Annotated in this window: 13 protein-coding genes; 8 read left to right on the top strand and 5 right to left on the bottom strand. The window is 66.8% G+C overall.

Going from position 1 to position 19,037, the window contains the following annotated elements:
* Nucleotides 1-97 precede the first annotated feature (97 nt).
* From ACQP0C_RS02850 to ACQP0C_RS02840, 3 genes are all read left to right on the top strand, one after another.
* Nucleotides 98-1,705 carry an aldehyde dehydrogenase family protein gene (locus ACQP0C_RS02850; protein ID WP_433730274.1) on the top strand — a complete coding sequence of 536 codons (1,608 nt, stop codon included), beginning with the start codon at nt 98-100 and terminating at the stop codon, nt 1,703-1,705.
* A complete protein-coding gene (locus tag ACQP0C_RS02845) occupies nt 1,702-2,550 on the top strand; it encodes an SDR family oxidoreductase (protein WP_433730272.1) in 849 nt (282 codons plus the stop codon). Before ACQP0C_RS02850 ends, ACQP0C_RS02845 begins: the two co-directional genes overlap by 4 nt.
* 403 nt (nt 2,551-2,953) lie before the next feature.
* Nucleotides 2,954-3,844 carry a LysR family transcriptional regulator gene (locus ACQP0C_RS02840; protein ID WP_433730270.1) on the top strand — a complete coding sequence of 297 codons (891 nt, stop codon included), beginning with the start codon at nt 2,954-2,956 and terminating at the stop codon, nt 3,842-3,844.
* Here the strand turns inward: ACQP0C_RS02840 and ACQP0C_RS02835 are convergent.
* Nucleotides 3,841-5,211: an amidase gene (locus tag ACQP0C_RS02835; RefSeq protein WP_433734406.1), complete on the bottom strand. Its 1,371-nt coding sequence runs from the start codon at nt 5,209-5,211 to the stop codon at nt 3,841-3,843. The genes ACQP0C_RS02840 and ACQP0C_RS02835 overlap by 4 nt on opposite strands.
* A 315-nt stretch (nt 5,212-5,526) precedes the next feature.
* On the opposite strand from ACQP0C_RS02835, the gene ACQP0C_RS02830 reads away from it, so the two are divergent.
* The 4 genes from ACQP0C_RS02830 to ACQP0C_RS02815 all read left to right on the top strand — a co-directional run bounded on the left by ACQP0C_RS02830 (nt 5,527) and on the right by ACQP0C_RS02815 (nt 13,615).
* A complete protein-coding gene (locus tag ACQP0C_RS02830) occupies nt 5,527-8,265 on the top strand; it encodes a protein kinase domain-containing protein (RefSeq protein WP_433730268.1) in 2,739 nt (912 codons plus the stop codon).
* Nucleotides 8,262-10,511 (top strand): serine/threonine-protein kinase, encoded by a 2,250-nt coding sequence (locus ACQP0C_RS02825; RefSeq protein ID WP_433730266.1) that lies wholly within the window; start codon nt 8,262-8,264, stop codon nt 10,509-10,511. Before ACQP0C_RS02830 ends, ACQP0C_RS02825 begins: the two co-directional genes overlap by 4 nt.
* On the top strand, nt 10,508-11,221 hold the full coding sequence (locus ACQP0C_RS02820; RefSeq protein WP_433730264.1) for a cyclase family protein: 714 nt from the start codon (nt 10,508-10,510) through the stop codon (nt 11,219-11,221). Before ACQP0C_RS02825 ends, ACQP0C_RS02820 begins: the two co-directional genes overlap by 4 nt.
* A 135-nt stretch (nt 11,222-11,356) precedes the next feature.
* The gene (locus ACQP0C_RS02815) at nt 11,357-13,615 is read left to right on the top strand and encodes a serine/threonine-protein kinase (RefSeq protein WP_433730262.1); all 2,259 of its coding nucleotides are present in this window, start codon (nt 11,357-11,359) and stop codon (nt 13,613-13,615) included.
* 81 nt (nt 13,616-13,696) lie between these two features.
* Here ACQP0C_RS02815 and hpt read toward each other — a convergent pair whose 3' ends face one another.
* From hpt to dacB, 4 genes are all read right to left on the bottom strand, one after another.
* Nucleotides 13,697-14,254: a hypoxanthine phosphoribosyltransferase gene (gene hpt / locus ACQP0C_RS02810; protein WP_433685496.1), complete on the bottom strand. Its 558-nt coding sequence runs from the start codon at nt 14,252-14,254 to the stop codon at nt 13,697-13,699.
* 51 nt (nt 14,255-14,305) lie between these two features.
* The gene (gene tilS / locus ACQP0C_RS02805; RefSeq protein WP_433730260.1) at nt 14,306-15,385 is read right to left on the bottom strand and encodes a tRNA lysidine(34) synthetase TilS; all 1,080 of its coding nucleotides are present in this window, start codon (nt 15,383-15,385) and stop codon (nt 14,306-14,308) included.
* A 352-nt stretch (nt 15,386-15,737) separates the two neighbouring features.
* A complete protein-coding gene (locus tag ACQP0C_RS02800; RefSeq protein WP_433730258.1) occupies nt 15,738-16,826 on the bottom strand; it encodes a zinc-dependent metalloprotease in 1,089 nt (362 codons plus the stop codon).
* A gap of 43 nt (nt 16,827-16,869) precedes the next feature.
* Nucleotides 16,870-18,333, bottom strand: a complete 1,464-nt coding sequence (gene dacB / locus ACQP0C_RS02795; RefSeq protein WP_433734405.1) for a D-alanyl-D-alanine carboxypeptidase/D-alanyl-D-alanine endopeptidase — start codon at nt 18,331-18,333, stop codon at nt 16,870-16,872.
* A gap of 192 nt (nt 18,334-18,525) precedes the next feature.
* Here dacB and ACQP0C_RS02790 point away from each other — a divergent pair, with 192 nt between their 5' ends.
* A complete protein-coding gene (locus ACQP0C_RS02790; RefSeq protein ID WP_433730256.1) occupies nt 18,526-19,017 on the top strand; it encodes an inorganic diphosphatase in 492 nt (163 codons plus the stop codon).
* Nucleotides 19,018-19,037: the final 20 nt, after the last annotated feature.

Genomic DNA, 19,037 nt, shown 5'->3' with positions numbered 1-19,037 from the left:
AGTCCCGCAATCTTGTGTCACGATCATAGGTCAGTGAACTGATTCACAGTAATCGGCTTCCAGCGGTTCACAGCACAACGTCAGTGGGAGAACAGCAGTGACCAACATCGAATCAGTGCCCGGCGCGGCCAAAAAGACGACGGCACGCAAGACAGTGGCAAAGAAGGCGGATCCGACGCTGATCGAGGTGCGCAATCCGGGTACTGGTGCGGTGGTCGGCACTGTGCCGGAGCAGAGCGCCGATGCGGTCGCGGCCAAGATCCGCGAATTGCGCCTGTACCAACCGGAATGGGAGGCCATCGGCCCCGACGGCCGCAAGGAATGGCTGCTGAAGCTGCAGGACTGGATCATCGACAATACCGAGCACCTGGCCGACGTGCTGCAGTCCGAGACGGGTAAGCCGCGGGTGGACGCGCTGATCGACCCGGCCTTCTCCACCGATCTGATCGGCTACTACGCGCGCCGGGCCGCCAAATTCCTCGCCGACGACCATCCTTCGCCGCACAGCCCGCTGGCCCGGGTCAAGAAGCTGACCACGGTGTACAAGCCGTATCCGGTGGTCGGCGTGATCACACCCTGGAACTTCCCGCTGGCCATGCCGGTCATCGATGTGATCCCGGCACTGGCCGCTGGCGCCGCGGTGGTCCTCAAGCCCTCGGAGGTGACCCCGCTCTCGGCACTCGAATTGGCAAGGGGCTGGGCCGAAATCGGCGCACCGCCGGTCTTCGCCGTGGTCACCGGTGCGGGTGCGACCGGTGCCGCGGTGGTCGAGAACGCCGACTACATCCAGTTCACCGGCTCCACCGCGACCGGACGCAAGATCGCGGCCGCCTGCGTCGAGCGGATGGTTCCCTACAGCCTGGAATTGGGCGGTAAGGATCCGGCCATCGTGCTTGCCGACGCCGACCTCGATCGCGCCGCGCACGGCATCGCCTTCGGCGGCATGTTCAATTCGGGCCAGGTCTGCATCTCGGTGGAGCGGGTGTATGTGGAGGCGCCGGTCTACGACAGGTTCGTCGCCAAACTCACCGACGCGGTCCAGCATCTGCGTCAGGGCCTCGACGGGCGCGAGTCGAAGCACGACGTCGGTGCGCTCGCCAATGAGAACCAGGTCCAGATCGTGCAGCGCCATGTCGACGAGGCCATCGCGGCGGGTGCCCGGGTCACCACCGGCGGCAAGCGGACCGGTGTCGGCACGCTGTTCGAGCCGACCGTGCTGGTCGATGTCGACCAGAGCATGTCCTGCATCACCGAGGAGACCTTCGGCCCGACGCTGCCGGTGATCAAGGTCGCCGATGAGGCCGAAGCCGTTCGGCTGGCCAATGATTCGATCTACGGCCTGTCCGCGTCGGTGTGGACCGGGGACAAGGACCGCGGCGAGCGGGTGGCCCGCGAACTCGATGTCGGCGCGGTGAATATCAACGATGTCTTCGTCAACCTGTTCAGCTTCGCGCTGCCGATGGGCGGCTGGGGGCACTCCGGTGTCGGCGCGCGCTGGGGCGGCCCGAACGGGGTGCGCAAGTACTGCAGGCAGAAGGCGATCACCACGCCGATCCTGCCGACCCAGCAGAAGGAACTGCTCTGGTTCCCGTACCAGATGCCCAAGGTGCTGTTCGGGCTCGGCGCGATGCGCGCGGCGGGAGCTCGTGGTCTGCGGCGCATCAATATTCCGGCAATTCTGAAGCTCGAGGGAGATAACAAGTGACGGCGGCGCGAGCGACGGGCCCGGCGAAGATTCGCGGCAAGGTCGTCGTCATCACCGGTGGTGCGCGCGGCATCGGACTGGCCACGGCGACCGCACTGCAGGCACTCGGCGCCAAGATCGCGATCGGCGATATCGATGAGACCACGGTCAAGGCGTCCGGAACCGCCCGGAATTTCGAGCTGTACGGCCGGCTCGATGTCACCGATTCCACCTCGTTCGAGAACTTCCTCGACGAGGTCGAGCGCACCGTCGGTCCGATCGATGTGCTGATCAACAACGCGGGCATCATGCCGACCGGCAAATTCGTCGACGAGCCGGACCAGATCACCCGCCGCATCCTCGATATCAACGTCTACGGCGTAATTCTCGGATCCAAGCTGGGCCTGGCCCGGATGCTGCCGCGCAAACGCGGACACGTCATCAATATCGCCTCGCTCGCGGGTGAGACCCATATCCCGGGCCTGGCAACCTATAACGCCAGCAAGCACGCGGTACTGGGTTTCACCGATACGCTGCGGGAGGAGTACCGGGGTTCCGGTGTCGCGTTCTCCTCGGTGCTGCCGACGCTGACCAATACCGAACTCGGCTCCGGTGTGAGCGGCCCGAAGCTGCTGCGCCCGGCCGAGCCGGAGGAGATCGCCGACGCCATCGTCGCGTTGATCGCCGCACCCAGATCCAAGGTCCGGGTGACCGCGGTGGCCGGTCTGCTCTCGCAACTGGTGAATCTGCTGCCCGAACCGGTGGCCGACGGGCTGGCCAGGGCGCTGGGTTCGAGCAATGCCTTCCTCGACGATGTCGACGCGGCCGAGCGCAAGGCGTACGAGGATCGCGCGCGCAGCCTCTGATCGCGCATCGAGGGCGCCGTGGTCGTGTTGTCGCGACCACGGCGCCCTCTCGTGCTTCGGCGGCTGCAAACATGTTTGTGACGAATATCACTACTCATGGTTGTAACGGCTCCTACGCCGTTGCGGGCCGGTTTCTGCGGGGGTGACCGGTCACACTTCGACACGCCGAAACGGGCGCCCGGCACCCACCTCGTGCCGCATCGTTGCTGGTCATCTGCCCAATTAGCTTCGGCGAGGTCGCACGCGCCGCGAGTGCCGGAGATTCGCCAAGTCGATGGTGCAAATGACCATGACAGGCCATATGCTGTCTCTAACAAACCTGTCGACTGTTTCGGCTGCCATATCCAGACTTTCTGGCTTCAATAGGCTGGAAATTCAGGACCGATTCTGATAGCAAGGGGCTATGGACCCGCATTTGCGCGACCTGCGGTATTTCGTCGCCGTCGCTGAGGAACTGCACTTCACCAACGCCGCCCAGCGGCTGCACATCGCTCAACCCACCCTGTCGCGTCAGATTCGTCAGCTGGAACGTCAGCTCGACGTGGTCCTGTTCGACCGCAACCAGCGCAGCGTGGCGCTGACCGTCGCGGGTAAGGAACTGCTCGAAGGCGCCCGCAAGATCCTCGAGCTGTGGGAAGTCACCAACGTCTCACTACAGGAGGCGGGTGAGGTGCTGCGCGTCGGCATCCAGTCCGCGCTCGGCCGCGGTCTGCTCAACGATCTGGAGAGCGCGAGCGGGCACCGGCTGGCCCTGCACGCCGCCTCCTGGACCGACCCGTCCAGCGGTCTGGCCGGTCGGCAGGCCGACCTGGCGCTGGTCTGGCTTCCGCTGCCCGATCCGAACCGGTACCGCTGGCAGGTGCTGCGCACCGAACCGCGCTGGGTGCTGCTGCCGGAGAACCATCCGCTGGCCGATAACGAGACCATCGACTTCGCCGACCTACTCGACGAACCGTTCATCGCGCTGCCCACCGAGGCCGGTGCGGTGCGCGACTTCTGGCTCGGCAGCGACGCGCGCAACGGCCGTCAGCCCAAGATCGGCGCCGAGGCGGCGACCGCCGAGGACAAGCTGGAGGCGGTGAGCCTCGGCCTCGGCGTCTGCCTGCTCGCCGAGAACAATGTGCCGATGTACCGCTGGCCGGGACTGACCGCCCGCCCGCTCAACGGGCTCGCCCCGTGCGAGCTGGCCGTCGCCTGGCGCGCCGATGACAACCGGCCGACCATTCTCGAATTCGCCGCACGCGCGGTGGAGGGCGGTTTCTCGGTCCAGCACCAGGCCGCAGTCGCCAGTTAGTCGATCACCGTTCGCTTCCAGGGGTGGATCGACTCGAGTTGTGCCGACAGGCGCAGCAGGGTCGATTCACCGCCGGGCGGTGCCGCGAGCTGGGCGGCGACCGGCGTCTTCGAGCCGGGGTGCATGCCCATCGGGATGGACGCGGCGGGCCAGCCGACCATATTCCACAGCGGTGTGAACGGTGAATACCGTGCGCTGGTAACGACATTCGCCAACCAGCCCAGGGTGTGCCAGGCCCGAGCCCGTGGCGGCGGCGCGGCGAGCGTCGGGGTGATCACGACGTCGTAGCGCTCGAAGAATTCCAGCAGTCGCGCCTCGACCCGGTCCACCTGAGCCGGGCGGATCAGCCGCAGGCGCTGGATCAACCGGCCGAGTGCGAGGTGTCGGCGGGTGCGCGGCTGCAGAGCTTCGGGTCGGACGAGTGTCACGGCCTCGCGGGCGGCGAATGCCAGCCAGCGCAGGCCAACGGAGATGATCGATTCACCATAAGGAAGGGTCGTGGATTCCACCAGGTGTCCGGCGGCTACGGCGGCCGATGCGGCGGTGCGAGCCGCCGCGGTCCAGTGCCGATCGACCCGGAACAAACGGGAGGGCGGCGCGATGGCCAGCCCGATGCGTAGTCGGCCCGGTGGATCTAGCTCGGCTAGGTCCGGGCGCGCGGCCAGCACCGATAGCGCGAGCGCCGCATCGCCGACCGTCGTTGCGAGCACACCCTTTTCGACCATTCCCGACCAGGAATCGACGCCGACCTCGGCCGGCACAGTATGGCGCCCGGGCTTGATCCCGAACACCCCACAGCAGGCCGCGGGAATGCGCACCGAACCGAGCAAGTCATTGCCGTGTGCCACCGGTACCAGACCGGCCGCGACCGCCGCGGCCGCTCCGCCCGAGGCGCCACCGGTGCTGCGCGCGGAATTCCACGGGTTGCGGCTGATCCGGCCCTCGCTCTCGGTGGTGCTCCACAGCCCCAGCTCCGATACCGCGGTCAGCCCGACCACCACGGCGCCAGCGGCCCGCAGTCGGCGCACCACCGGATGGTCGGCGGCGACCACAGCGGTATCGGTGGCGGCGGAACCGGCCAGCGTCGACTCCCCCTCGACCGCGATGTTGTGTTCGATCGCGATGGGGACACCCGCCAAAGGCAGCACGTCCAGGTCGGAGCGCTGTTCCAGCGCGAGCGCATCGGCGCGCGCCTTGGCGGAGCGAACGACGACGAAAGCGTTCGTCTTGCGATTTCCGGCCGCGATCCGGTCCAGGGCGGTGCCGACCGTCTCGGTCGGTGCCAGCGAGCCGTCGCGCACGCTCGCGGCCATCGCCGCGGCCGGACCTCGTGCCATGCCGGTTTCGCGTGGCATGCTGGATTCCATCGAAGTATGCACGGCGTCGGCCGCCGCAATGGATACCCCATTGGCGGTCTGCACCTCCGGGGGCTCGGCCGCCGGAGTCATTGCTTCGCGGTCACGTTCGGCTACCGCCTTCGTGCCCGTAGCTGCTTTTTGCATGTGCTGGTTCTTCCCCGTCGCGTGGTTGTCGAAATCGGGTGATCCGCTGTTGAGCCGCAAGTTATCATTTGGATTACTGCTCGGGGGACGATGGCGTCGGGTGTGGCGGAAAATTCATCGGCACATCCACCGACCGAACACCGCGGATTCTCTGGATCCGCTCAGCAGCTAGGTCCGAAAATGAGTGCAGATTCCGAAAAAAGATACCGTCCCGGTCTCGACTCCGATCCGACCCGCGATTGGGGTGGACCGCTACTGCACACTGATAACAACGTTGTCGAGGCGTTCTCCGCCGCATGGGAATCGGCGAACTGGGAATCGGCCGGCCGACCGCCGGAGATCGCCGACTTTCTACCCGATGCGGAGTCACTGCGCCAAGCGGCGCTGATCGAACTGATCCGCGTCGACCTGCGACATCGGTGGATCCAGCGCAGCGCTGCGGCGCGCGCGACGGGCACCGAGACGGTATCGCAGCGGGCAGCGACGCAGGACCGACGCGAATCCAGTAGCGACCCCACGACGCGCAAGCGCCTTTTCGACTACTGCGCCGAGTTCCCCGAACTCGAACCGGGTGGTATTCCAGCGGGTTTGGTCTATGAAGAGTTCGTCATCCGCAGGCATAGCGGCGAGCGCGTCGACCCCAAGGATTGTCTGCGGGAATATCCCGAACAAGCGGCCGAATTGCGGGTGCTGCTCAATGCCGACGACATCGATCAGAGCACTCGACGGGCAGGGCTGGAGGATTCGGTACTGACCGAGTTGGCCAGAACTCGTGCGGCCGCTGAGCAGACCCGGACCGCCCAATACATCGAACAAAACGAATCGACCCAGCTGAACCAAACCACGGCGTCCGTTCGTGCTAATGACGTGACCCGAGCAACCATCGATCCGGACGAGACGGCAGCCTTCGACCCGGACAAGACGGCAGCCTTCGACCCGCGCGAAGCGGCAGCCGCCGATCCAATGGGGTCGACGACGGCTACTCGGACCACGGTCGGGAACGGTCCGGGGAGCTTCGACGCGCTCGACCAGATCCGGATCGGCCAGCGCATCGACGATTTCGATCTGCTCACCGGGCTCGGCAGCGGTGCCTTCGCCCGCGTCTTCCTGGCCAGGCAGCGGTCATTGCAGCGATTGGTCGCGGTGAAGATCTCCGCCGACCACGGCACCGAACCACAGACCCTGGCCCAGCTCGATCACGACTACATCGTGCGCGTCTTCGATCAGCGGCTGCTCGGCTCGGACGACGCCCGCGATCCGACCATGCGCCGACTCCGGTTGTTGTATATGCAATTTCTGCCCGGCGGCACATTGCTCGGCGTGCTGCGCTGGGTGCGCGCGACTCCGCCCGCTGAACGCACCGGCCAACTGCTGCTCGACGCGGTCGACGCGGCCATGGAGGAGAAGGGCGAGATCCGGCCGACCGATTCCAGCGTGCGCGCCGAGATCGCCGGACTGAGCTGGCCGGAGACCGTGGCCTGGCTGGGCCGCAGATTGGCCGAGGCACTGGAGTACGCCTCCACGCACGGCGTGCTGCACCGGGATGTGAAACCGGCCAATATCCTGCTCACCGCCGAGGCGGTGCCGAAACTGGCCGATTTCAATATCAGCTTCAGCCGCAATGTGGCCGGCACCAGTCCGGTCGCCTATTTCGGCGGATCGCTGGCGTATATGTCGCCCGAGCAGCTGGAGGCCTGCCATCCCGGCCGCGAGCGCACCGCCGAGGATCTGGACACCCGCTCCGATATCTACTCCCTCGGTGTGGTGCTCTGGGAATTGCTGACCGGTGCGAAACCGTTCGATGATTCCACCGCGACCGCGACCGAACACGGCGACGATACCGCGCTGGAGGGCATGCTGGAACGCCGCACGGCGGGATTGGATGACGTTGCGCTGCGACGCGTTCCGCCGAACTGCCCGGCCGCGCTGCGGCGGGTGCTGCTGACCTGTCTGGAAGCGGATCGGACGCGGCGCTGGTCCAACGGCGCGGTGCTGGCCAAGCAGTTCGATCTGTGCCTGGACCCCAGGGCCCGGGATCTGGTCGACCCGCCGCCCGGCAGTTGGCGGCTGCGGCTGCGGATGTGGCGACTGGTGATCGTCACCCTGGCCATCGGTATCCCGAATATCCTCGCCTCGGCATACAACATCCAGCACAACCAGCATCTGATCGTGGACCGGCTCCCCGCCGATGCCGGGCGCACCTTCATGATCATCACCACCGTGGTGAACGGCATCTTCTTCCCGCTCGGCGCGACGCTGATCCTCTATCTGGGCCGAAGAGTGATGACGGTGCCGTACGGGCTGCGCCGAGGGCGGCGGTACGATTCGGAGACGCTGCGGCTTGCCAGAGCGGATTCCCTGCTGTTCGGCGATAGGGCTGTCGTGGTCGTCTTCTCACTGTGGGTCATCGCCGGATTCACCTTCCCGATCGCGCTGGCTGTGGCGGCCGGGGATGTGCCGGCACACGCGCTGGTGCACTTCCTCACCTCGATCGTGGTGTGTGGTGCGATCGCGGTGGCGTACCCGTTCTTCCTGGTTTGCTTCTACATGGTCCGCTGCATCTATCCGATCTTCCTACGGCACGGGGAGATCAGCACCGAGGACGCGGTGTGGCTGCGTGGTCTGGACCGCCGCGCCAATCTGTATCTGGCGGTCGCGGCATCGGTACCGCTGCTCGCCGTGGCCGGGGTGACCTTCCTACCACCGGAGGATATTCCGATGGTGATCGCCGCGGTGCGCGTGCTCTGTGTGGGCGGCATCATCGCGTTCATCGGCTCCTACCTGCTCTTCCGCGCGCTAGAGGCCGATCTGCGCGCACTGGAGCGGGTGGTTGCGCCCGAGGAGACCACCCGGGACCGGGAACTGGTGTCGGCGGGGCGGGAGCGCGGCATGCACGCCGCGCTGGAGCGGCCATCGTGACATCTGCCGATTTCGCGAATCGCGGCGAGACCGACCCCATCAGAACATTCACCGAAGACTGGCAGCGCTGCCTGCACGACGATCGGATCGAACCTCCCCCGATCGCCGAATACGTCCCCGACGGCACCCAGGTGCGGCTGGCGATACTCACCGATCTGGTCCGCATAGACCTGCGTCATCGCTGGGACCGGGCCGGCCTCGGAAAGCGCATTACCGAGTACCGCAAGGAGTTTCCCGAGGTCGAGGACAGTGCGGATTTGGTCGACCTGATCTGCGAGGAGTTCCTGGCCCGACGCCGGTACGGCCCGCTCGAACTGGATGACTTCCTCACCGAATATCCGGAGGTAGCACACGAGGTCCGCGCGCGGCTGACGGATTTCGCAGACGAAGGCGACACCGCGACGGATATCGAGCGCGCGGCCGCTGTGGTCGCCGATCTGAATCCGGGCCGCAGCGTCGACGACTTCGATCTGATCACCGATCTGGGCACCGGCACACTGGGCCGGGTCTTCCTCGCCCGGCAGCGATCCATGCAGCGCCTTGTCGCCGTGCGGCTTTCGACCGGGCGGGCGGCGGGCGGACACAGTATGGCGCAACTGGACCACCCGCATCTGGTGCGGGTTTTCGATCAGCGCCTGGTCACCGCCACATCGGCGGCGGCGCCGGAGATGACCGCATCGACGCGTCTGGTCTACATGCAGTACCTGCCCGGTGGCACGGCGGCCGGGGTGCTCGCGCAACGTCGGCGCGGCGCGGAGACCGACGGTGGCGTCCTGCTGCTGCGCGCCATCGATACGGCCATGGAGGCCAAGGGCGAAATCCGCCCGGCCGATTCGAGTGTGCGCGCCGAAATCGCCGCGCTCAGTTGGCCGGAGACGGTCGCCTGGATCGGTAGGCGACTGGCGGACGCGCTCAATTACGCCGAACAGCAGGGCGTGATGCACCGCGATATCAAACCGGCCAATGTGCTGTTCACCGCCGAGGGCATACCCAAGCTCGCCGATTTCGCGGTGCGCACGGCCGCGCCGCGATCGGTGACGAATTCGGCAGCGGTAGAACCGGATTCGCTGCCGTACCACTCCCCGGAACAACTGGCCGAACTGGCCGACCCGAGCGCCCCGGCACCGGGTCCGGGCAGCGATATCTTTTCTCTCGGCGCATTGCTGTGGGAACTGCTCACCGGCGCGGCTCCCTTCGACGATCCACCGATGCCCGCCGATCCCGATGCCCGCGCCGAAACCTTCGCGACCATGGTGCGCCTGCGCGAGCAGGGCATCACCGACGCAGCGCTGGCGCGACTGCCCGCGGACACCCCGAGCGCCCTGCGCCGGGTGCTGCTCGAATGTCTGCAGGCGGATCCGCAACGGCGCTGGCGCAATGGCGCCGAACTCGCCGCACAGCTCGATCTGTGCCTCGACGCCCGCGCCAGGGAGTTGGTCGATCCGGCACCGACCAGCCTGGCCTATCGGGCCCGCCGTTGGCTGCTGCCGATCCTCGGGCTGTGCATCGGTGTGCCGAATGTGCTCGCCAGCCTCTACAACATCAACCTGAATCAGTCGCTGGTCATCGAACGGATGTCGGTGGCCGATCAGGAACGGTTCGCGACGGTGGGTTTGATCAATAATCTGATCGCCTTCCCGATCGCCGCACTGCTGCTGCTCTTCCTCACCCGCCGCCCGCTGACCATCGGATTGCGGCTGTCGCGCGGTCGCGAATACTCACCGCGCCTGCTGGCCGCGGCGCGGCGCGACACCTTGCACATGGGTGACTGGGCGGTCTGGGTGCCGTTCAGCTTCTGGCTGGTCGCCGGGGTGGGATGGCCATTGGCACTGGGCCTGGCCGGCGTCGATCTGCCGCGGCAGACCTTCCTGCATTTCTTTGCCGCACAGGTGGTTTGCGCCGCGATCGCACTTGCCTATCCGTTCTTCCCGATCATGATCTTCGCGGTGCGGTCGGTGTATCCGCAGCTGCTGGTGCGCGGCGGCATCGGTGCCAAGGACGAACGCCAATTGCGCAAGGTCGCCGCGCGCGGCAGTTTCTATCTGGGTGTGGCCGCCTCGGTCCCGCTGCTCGGTGTGGCCAGTGCGACCTTCGTCGACGCCGCCGATCTGCATCTGGTCATCTTTCCGGTGCGAGTGCTCAGCGTGGGTGGCATTCTTGCGTTCGTGCTCTCCTATCGGTTGTTCCGCATGCTCGAGGCCGATCTGCTGGCCCTGGCACGGGCGATTCCGCAACGGCAGCGATGACCACCGCGCCGCCGTTCGGGCGGCTGGTCAGTTTGTCCCATGTGCATGATCCGGCGACGACACCGCTATTTCCCGGTGATCCGGAATTCCGCACCGATATCGTCGCGACGGTGGCGAGCGACGGCTATTACCTGCGCCATATCGAGCAGGGCGAGCACACCGGAACCCATTGGGGCGCACCGATTCACTTCCACGCCGACGGGCTGGCCGCCGATGAACTCGACCTCGAGGATCTACTGCTGCCCGCGGTGAAAATCGACGTGCGGAATCAGTGTGCGCACGATCGGGATCATGCGATCAGCGTCGATGACCTGAAGCAGTGGGAAAGTCGGCACGGGCGCATTCCCGATGGGTCGGCGGTGGTGGCGTGGACCGGGTGGGACGGGAAATGGGGGACGCCGGAGTTCATCGGCACCGACGAAAGTGCCTACCATCAGCCGGGATTCGCGGTCGAGACGGTCGAATGGCTATTGCGGAGCGGGCGGCTCGGGCGGCGTGGAGCACTCGGCATCGACACCTTCGGCCCGGATCTGGGGACCGACGACACCTATGCGGTATCGAAGCTGCTGTATCGCGAGCACCGGATCAGCCTGGAGTGTTTGGCGAATCTCGCTGAACTGCCCGCGACAGGGGCCTGGGTGCTCGTTGGCGGCGCCCTCTATCGCGGCGGGTCGGGTTCGCCCGCAACGATATTCGCGCTCACTCCATAAGTGGTGGTCGAACCGTGGCGGTTGCGGTGTACACCGCTGATCAGCCGCCGTAGACCTTCTGGTCGAGGATGCCGATATAGGGCACTCGCGGTAGCGCTCCGCGTAATCAAGGCCGTAGCCGACGACGAATTCGAGATGCGGGACCTGCTCAATGCCGACGAGGTGGACCAGAGCACCCGCCCGGCAGTCCTCGAGGACTCCACCCGCATCGCCACCGCGGAGCCCACGGTCGCCGCGACCGACGAATCCACCCGCACGCTGCCCGTACCAACCGGACCCGCCGCGGACTCGGATCTGAACCGAACCACCACCTCGACCCGTAGTACCACTGTGAATCGAACGGAGGAGGTGACTGCGGAGATCACCGCAAACGCGACCGCCGATCTGACGGGCCCTGCGACCGCGATCGGCAGCACAGCCGACCACGAGCCGGGACTTTTCAATGTCCTCGATCGCATCGAAGTCGGCCAGCGAATCGATGATTTCGATTTGCTGACCGGCCTGGGCAGCGGCGCCTTCGCCCGCGTCTTCCTGGCCCGGCAGCGCTCGCTGCAGCGTCTGGTGGCCGTGAAGATCTCCGCCGACCACGGCACCGAGCCGCAGACTCTGGCCCAGCTGGACCACGACTACATCGTGCGGGTCTTCGACCAGCGGCTGCTCGATACCGGGGACGAACTCGCGGACGGCTCGCGGCGGCTGCGACTGCTGTACATGCAGTTCCTGCCGGGCGGCACGTTGCTCGGCGTGCTGCGCTGGTTGCGGACCACGCCACCGGCCGAACGCAGCGGCAGGCTGCTGCTGGACGCCGTCGACGCGGCCATGGAGGAGAAGGGCGAGATCCGCCCGACCGATTCCAGCGTGCGTGCCGAGATCGCGGCTCTCACCTGGCCGGAGACCGTCGCCTGGCTCGGCCGCCGATTGGCCGAGGCCCTGGATTACGCGTCGGCGCACGGCGTGCTGCACCGCGACGTGAAGCCCGCGAATGTGCTGCTCACCGCCGAGGCGGTGCCGAAGCTGGCCGACTTCAACATCAGCTTCAGCCGCAATGTCGAAGGCACCAGCCAGGTCGCCTACTTCGGCGGTTCGCTGTCCTATATGTCCCCCGAACAGCTGGAGGCCTGCCACCCCGGCCGCGACCGGACCGCGGCCGATCTGGATACCCGCTCCGATATCTACTCGCTCGGGGTGGTGCTGTGGGAGCTGCTCACCGGCGCCAAACCCTTCGACGACTCCACTGCGGGTGCCGGTTCGCACGGTGACGACACCACCCTCGAGGCCATGCTGGAGCGGCGCACCATGGGAGTGGAAGACGCCGCGCTGGAACGGGTTCCCGCCGACTGCCCGGCCGCGCTGCGCCGGATGCTACTGACGTGCCTGGAGCCCGAGCGGGCCCGGCGCTGGTCCAGCGGCCAGATTCTGGCCAAACAGCTCGATATCTGCCTGGACCCGCGAGCCAGGGAACTGGTCGATCCCAAGCCGGGCAGCTGGCGGCGGCGACTGCGGGGGTGGGTCCTCCCGATGCTGACGCTCGCCATCGCCGCGCCGAATGTCCTCGCTTCGCTGTACAACATCCAGCACAACGAGCACCTGATAGTCGATCGGATGACCGAGGAGGCGCAGCGCACCTTCCTGATCATCACCGGAGTGCTGAATGCGGTGACCTTCCCACTGGGTGTGGTCCTGGTCATCTACATGACGAGATATGTCGTGATGGTGCCGCGTGGGCTGCGCAAGGGACGGCGCTACTCCCCGGAGACGCTGAACCACGCCAGAGCCGATGCGCTGCTACTCGGCGAACGCGCGGTGGCAATCCCGTTCGCGCTGTGGATACTCGCAGGGCTGGCCTTTCCGATTGCGCTACAGATGGCGACAGGCGAGATCACGGCACGCTTGGTCGTGCACTTCCTCGTATCGCTGGTGGTTTGTGGTGCCATCGCAGCGTCGTATCCGTTCTTCCTTGCGACGTTCTACATGGTGCGCTGCATCTACCCGATTTTCCTGCGGCACGGAGAGGTCAGTGCTGAGGACGCCGTGTGGTTACGTTCGCTCGATCGCCGCTGTACCGGGTATTTGGCTGTTGCCGCTTCGGTCCCCTTACTCGCGGTCGCCGGTGTGACCTTCCTGCCGCCGGGCGATATTCCGATGGTGATCGTCGCGGTGCGGGTGCTTTGCGTGGGCGCCATCATCGCATTCGTCGGATCCTACCTACTATTCCGAGCGCTGGAGGCGGACCTGCGAGCGCTGGAGCGGGTGGTAGCGCCGGACAGTGACGAGCGGGCGGCGCGAGAGGCGAAACACAATCGATCGCAGCGGAATCGGGTGTCGCGGTTCAGCCGGGTGGTGCTCGGTACCCTGCGTGGGTGGCCGAGCGCAGTGGCCGAGCCGCCCCGGTGACGATGTACTGGACCGACGGGGGCCACGTCGATATCGACACCGGCCAGCGGGAAGACCCGGTTCGGCCCGGGCCGGTGCTGATCAGGCCCCGCCGTAGACCTTCGGGTCCAGGGTGCCGATGTAGGGCAGGTCGCGGTAGCGCTCGGCGTAGTCCAGGCCATAGCCGACCACGAATTCATTGGGGATGTCGAAGCCGACATGCGCGACTTCCACGTGGGTGCGCAGCGCATCGGGCTTGCGCAGCAGGGTGACCACCTCGAGCGAGGCCGGGTTGCGGGTGGATAGGTTCCGCTTGAGCCAGGACAGCGTGAGGCCGGAATCGATGATGTCCTCGACGATCAGCACGTTGCGTCCGGCGATGTCCTTGTCCAGGTCCTTCATGATGCGCACCACGCCCGAGGACGAGGTGGACGAACCATAAGAGGAGACGGCCATGAACTCCATCTGGGTCGGGATGGGCAGCGCCTTGGCCAGGTCGGTCATGAAGAAGATCGCACCCTTGAGCACACCGACCAGCAGCAGATCCCCCTCGGGGGCGTCGGCCGGATAGCGCTTGGCAATGAGTTCGGCCAGTTCCTGGGTCTTGGCCGCAATCTCTTCCTCGGTGATCAGCACCGACGCGATATCGCCCTCGTACACGTCAGTTGGTTTCCCTTCCCTGGTGTAGATCCCCGGCCGATCCATTATGTGTCATCGGCTCCCACGCAAACGCAAAGTCAGCCTGCCATGTTCGCGCGCCGCGACCAACCTGCTGCCCGGCGCACCGCCGCCGACAGCGACGCCACCCTGACCGCGCCATGCGGTAATGAATTCGTCAACCGCCTGTAAATGCTTGTTGGTCAGCGCTTTAGCACCACCGGCCCGCAACCATGCACGAATCGCGCGTCGACGCAATGCCGCGGGGGCAGTGGCGAGCGTCTCGATCGACAGGGTCGGGCAATCACTGTCGGCGCGGTCATTATGGGGATCGTCACTCCCGCTCGGCCCGCCCACCCGCATCGGACCGGCACTCGCGGCATGCAACAGTTCCTCCGTCAGCGCGTCGAGCACCGCACCGTCATCGCGCAGTTGCTCGGCCGTGCGCGCCAACGCCCCCGCGACCCCACCGCCCAGTACCTCCTCCAATAGCGGCAGCACCTCATGGCGCAACCGCACCCTGGTGAACTCCGGCGCGGAATTATGTGGATCCTCATGCGGGGTCAACCCGAGATCGGCACACAACTGCCTGGTCACCGACCGCCGCACGCCGAGCAACGGCCGCCCCCAAGGCTCGGCGAATGCCGCCATCCCCTGAATCGACCGCCCACCCGAACCCCGCGCGAGTCCGAGCAATACGGTTTCGGCCTGGTCATCGAGGGTGTGGCCGAGCAGGACAGGTAGCCCGCCGCGTGCCGCATCGAGCGCCGCATACCGAGCCTGGCGCGCCGCCGCCTCCAATCCCCCGGCACTGCCGACCTCGACCGGCAGCACATGTGCGGATCGACATCCGAGCGCCAATGCCGTCGCCGCGGCCTCGGCCGCGACCCTGCCCGATCCGGACTGCAGCTGATGATCGACAACGAGCGCGTCGACGTCAGCGGCCTCCACCACCGCAGCGGCGGTCAGCGCCAGCGAATCCGCACCGCCGGACAATGCGACCGCCACGCCCTGCCCCGCGCCCGGCGCATAATCGGCCAGCCACCCCCGCACCGCGCGACGCACCTCGAGCACCGCACCGGTCTCGGGCAGCCGCCGCGAACCCCCCGGCGTCCCGCCAGCCGCACGCCTCATACCCGGAGACTACCGCCGTCTCGGTCAGCCCCCACCTACAGCAACCGCCGCAAAACCCACCACCCGACCGGCCCTCCGCACCCGCTCCGCCAATGGCGGCCAGCTCCCCCACTGATGCACAACCAGTGATGGTCGCGCAGACCTCACACCGTGTGCGCAACATCCATTACTTGTGTGACAGCAGTTTTAGTGCCGCGTCCAGATAGTTTCCGAGGTAACTGAGATCCGTCATATGGCGGTGCGGCGGGGCGTGTCGTGCCGCGTTTCGACTGCGCTCGGCGAGTGAGCCGGACCTGATAGCGCGGCAACCGATCTGGACGGGGCACTAGCTAGGTCGGCGCGAGGGCGCGGATCAGCCGAGTACGCGGGTGATCCAGCGCTGGGGGTCGTCGATTTCGTCGGGGCGAGGGAGGGTTTCGGGGTTGGTCCAGATGGTGTTGAACTGGGCCATGCCGACGCGGTCCACCACGGCGTCCACGAATTTCTTACCGCGGACGTACTGGGCGACCTTCGCGTCCACCCCGAGCAGCGCGCGGAGTAGGCGCTGCAGCGGGTTGGACGGACGTTTGCGGCGTTTGTCGAAGGCGGCGCGGATGTGTTCGACCGTGGGAATGACGGCCGGGCCGACCGCGTCCATGACGTGGTCCGCGTGGCCTTCCAAGAGCGTGCCGAGCATCAGCAGCCGGTCCAGCGCCGCGCGCTGCGCCGGAGCTTGGCTGGCGCGCAGCAGCCCGACCATGCCGCGCGCATTCGGATCGTCGGAGGCGGTGCCGCGACGGCGGTCGCGCACCTCCTCGACGAGTCGGCCGAGCATATCGGCCAGCGGCTCCTCGCCGACCTCGCCGAGGGTGTCGACATTGGCGCGCATGTAGTCGGTCAACCACGGCGCGGAGGAGAACTGCACCCGGTGGGTCACCTCGTGCAGGCAGACCCAGAAGCGGAAGTCGGTGGGCGAAACCCCGAGTGCGCGCTCCACGGCCATGATGTTCGGCGCCACCAGCAGCAGCGTCCCATCGGGTCCGGTGAACGGGTCGTATTGGCCGAGGATCGCGGTGGAGAGGAAGGCCAGCATCGCACCGGCCTGCACACCGGCGGGTTTGCCGGAGAGCAGGCCCTTGTCCGAGGGCTGCGCGCCAGTGCCGGTCAGCTGGGACATGGAGTCGGCCGCGGCGGTGATCCAGCCGGGCCGGTCCACGACGCGGGCCGAGGGCACCGGTTGGTCGTCGAGCAGTCCGCTCACCTCACGGACCGGCCCCTCCGCCCGCATCGAGGCGTCGGCGAGTTCGCTGACCACCTGTTCGGCCGAATAGCGTGAGGTCCGTGGGCCGGACGGCACCAGGGCCGCGCCGGTACGCGCGGCGAGTCGCCAATCGACCGCGCCCGAGAATCCGGAGCGCTTGCGCTCGACCGGGGCATCCGCACCCGAATCCACAGCGGGCATATCGCCAGGTTTGTCAGTGCCTTCGAACATGGTCAACCACCCGTCACGAGCATCCACAGTTACGCAGCGTGCCAGCGATGGCGTCCAATGCCGGACGACTCAGCTCCGGTGGCCGATCGTTCGACATCAGTGCGAAGGTCAATACCCGCCCGTCGCTGTCCAGCACATAACCGACCAACGTGCTCGCCACCGACAGAGTTCCGGTCTTGGCCCGCACCCACCCCGCGCCGCCCCGGTTCTGTGTGACATAACGGCTGATCAGCGACCCGGTCGCACCCGCGATCGGCAGATCGTCGAGCATCGGCGCCAAGGTGATCGCGATCCGATCGGTTTCCGGCCTGGCCATGGTGTTGCTCGGCTGAACGGCATTGGCCCCGCTGGGCTTCGCCGCGGTGGCCATGATCTTGTCGAGCAGCCGAGCCGGCACCCGGTCCTCGGTCGACAGGCCGCTGTTATCGCGCATCGAGAGGCCGGTGATATCGAATCCGGCCTTGCCGAGGGCGGTCTCGAGTGCGGCGACGGCTCCGGTGAACGAGGGCTCATTTCCGCTCGCCATCGCGATCTCGCGGCCGATGGCCTCGGCGAGCACATTGTCGGAGTGGACCATCGTGTCGCGCAGTCGGTCGCGCAGCGGAGCGGACTGCACACTCGCGATTTCCGTGGCATCGGCGGCGGCATTGCCGATGCGCACCTTGGCCGGATCGAGGCCGAGTTCGATGGCCAGGCGCTGGCCGGTGGCCAGGGCCGGAGTCGGGGTGCGCGGCGAGTACTCCACCAGTGGATCGAGGCGGCCGCCGTCGAGCATCACCGGATCCATCGGCGCAATGGAGCCCTCGCCGATATCGACCGGATCCCAACCCGGAGCCATGGGCGCACCGGCATATGCGGAGGTGTCGACCACGATGGTGTCGACGGCGTGGCCGGAGGACTTGATCTGTGCCACCAGATCCGACAGCCGCGGCCCGTTCGGGTAGTACCCCTTGCCGTCGGGCTGCGCGGTCAGCGTCGGATCACCACCGCCGACCAGTACCAACTCATTCGGCGCCGATCCGGTGACGACGCGGGTGCTCACCCGGTGATCCGACGGCAGGGTGAGCAGGGCGGCCGCGGTGGTTGGGACTTTGGCGGTGGAGGACGGGATCATCGGCTTATCGGATGTCGCACTCCACAGCACCGTCGCCGAGGCGGCGTCGGTGACCTCACCGGCGAATGCCCCGAGGTCGGGATTGGCGACCACCGCCGCGAGCGTGGCGGCGATACCGGCCGCGCTGGGTGCGGACGCATTCGACGGCGCGGGCGCTACCTGCGGATTCGGTTCGACGGGGGCGGGTGGCGCGGCGATCTTCAGCCCGCCGTGTTGGAATTCCTCGGTCCACGGCTTCAGCGCAATCACTCCGCCTGCCACGGCACCGAGCAGCAAGGCCAGCGTGAGTGCGACGCCGATCCAGATATTTCGGCGCCGCTTGGCGGCCAAGCCACCGATATTTCTGCTGCTGCCACCCACCACGTGCCCGCCGTCTCTGTCGTAGTCGTTTCCCGTGACCTCGAACAGTCGCCGGGGCCACCCACCTACCGCACCCAAGTGCCCGCGGACCACACTATCCTCGTTCCGGCACCGTTCCCCCCGAACACCTGTCGAGTCGGCGTTCCGACGACCGCTTGCGACAGTCCACACAGAAGCACCGAGTAAGGAGATGGCGTGGAGTTCGACGTCACCATCGAGATCCCCAAGGGTTCTCGGAACAAGTACGAGGTCGATCACGAGACCGGCCGGGTCCGGCTCGACCGCTTCCTCTACACGTCCATGGTCTACCCGGCCGACTACGGCTACATCGAGAACACCCTCGGTGAGGACGGCGACCCGCTGGACGCGCTGGTCCTGCTGCCGGAGCCGGTATTTCCCGGCTGCCTGATCGAGGTGCGCCCGGTCGCGATGTACAAGATGGTCGATGAGAAGGGCGGCGACGACAAGGTCCTGTGCGTGCCCGCGGGCGACCCGCGCTGGGATCACATCCAGGACCTGGCCGATGTGCCGGAATTCGAACTGGCCGCGATCAAGCACTTCTTCGAGCGCTACAAGGACCTGGAACCGGGCAAGTTCGTCAAGGGCTCGGAGTGGGTCGGTCGCGCCGAGGCCGAAGCCGAGGTCGAGGCCTCGATCAAGCGCCTGCAGGAAAACGGCGGCCACTGAGTTTTATTGGGCGGGTGAAC

Origin of the sequence: Nocardia sp. CA-129566 (assembly GCF_050956075.1) — a bacterium.
Lineage (GTDB): Bacteria > Actinomycetota > Actinomycetes > Mycobacteriales > Mycobacteriaceae > Nocardia.
Note: the sequence above shows the minus strand (reverse complement) of the source record. Positions and strands in the feature narration are given on the sequence as shown.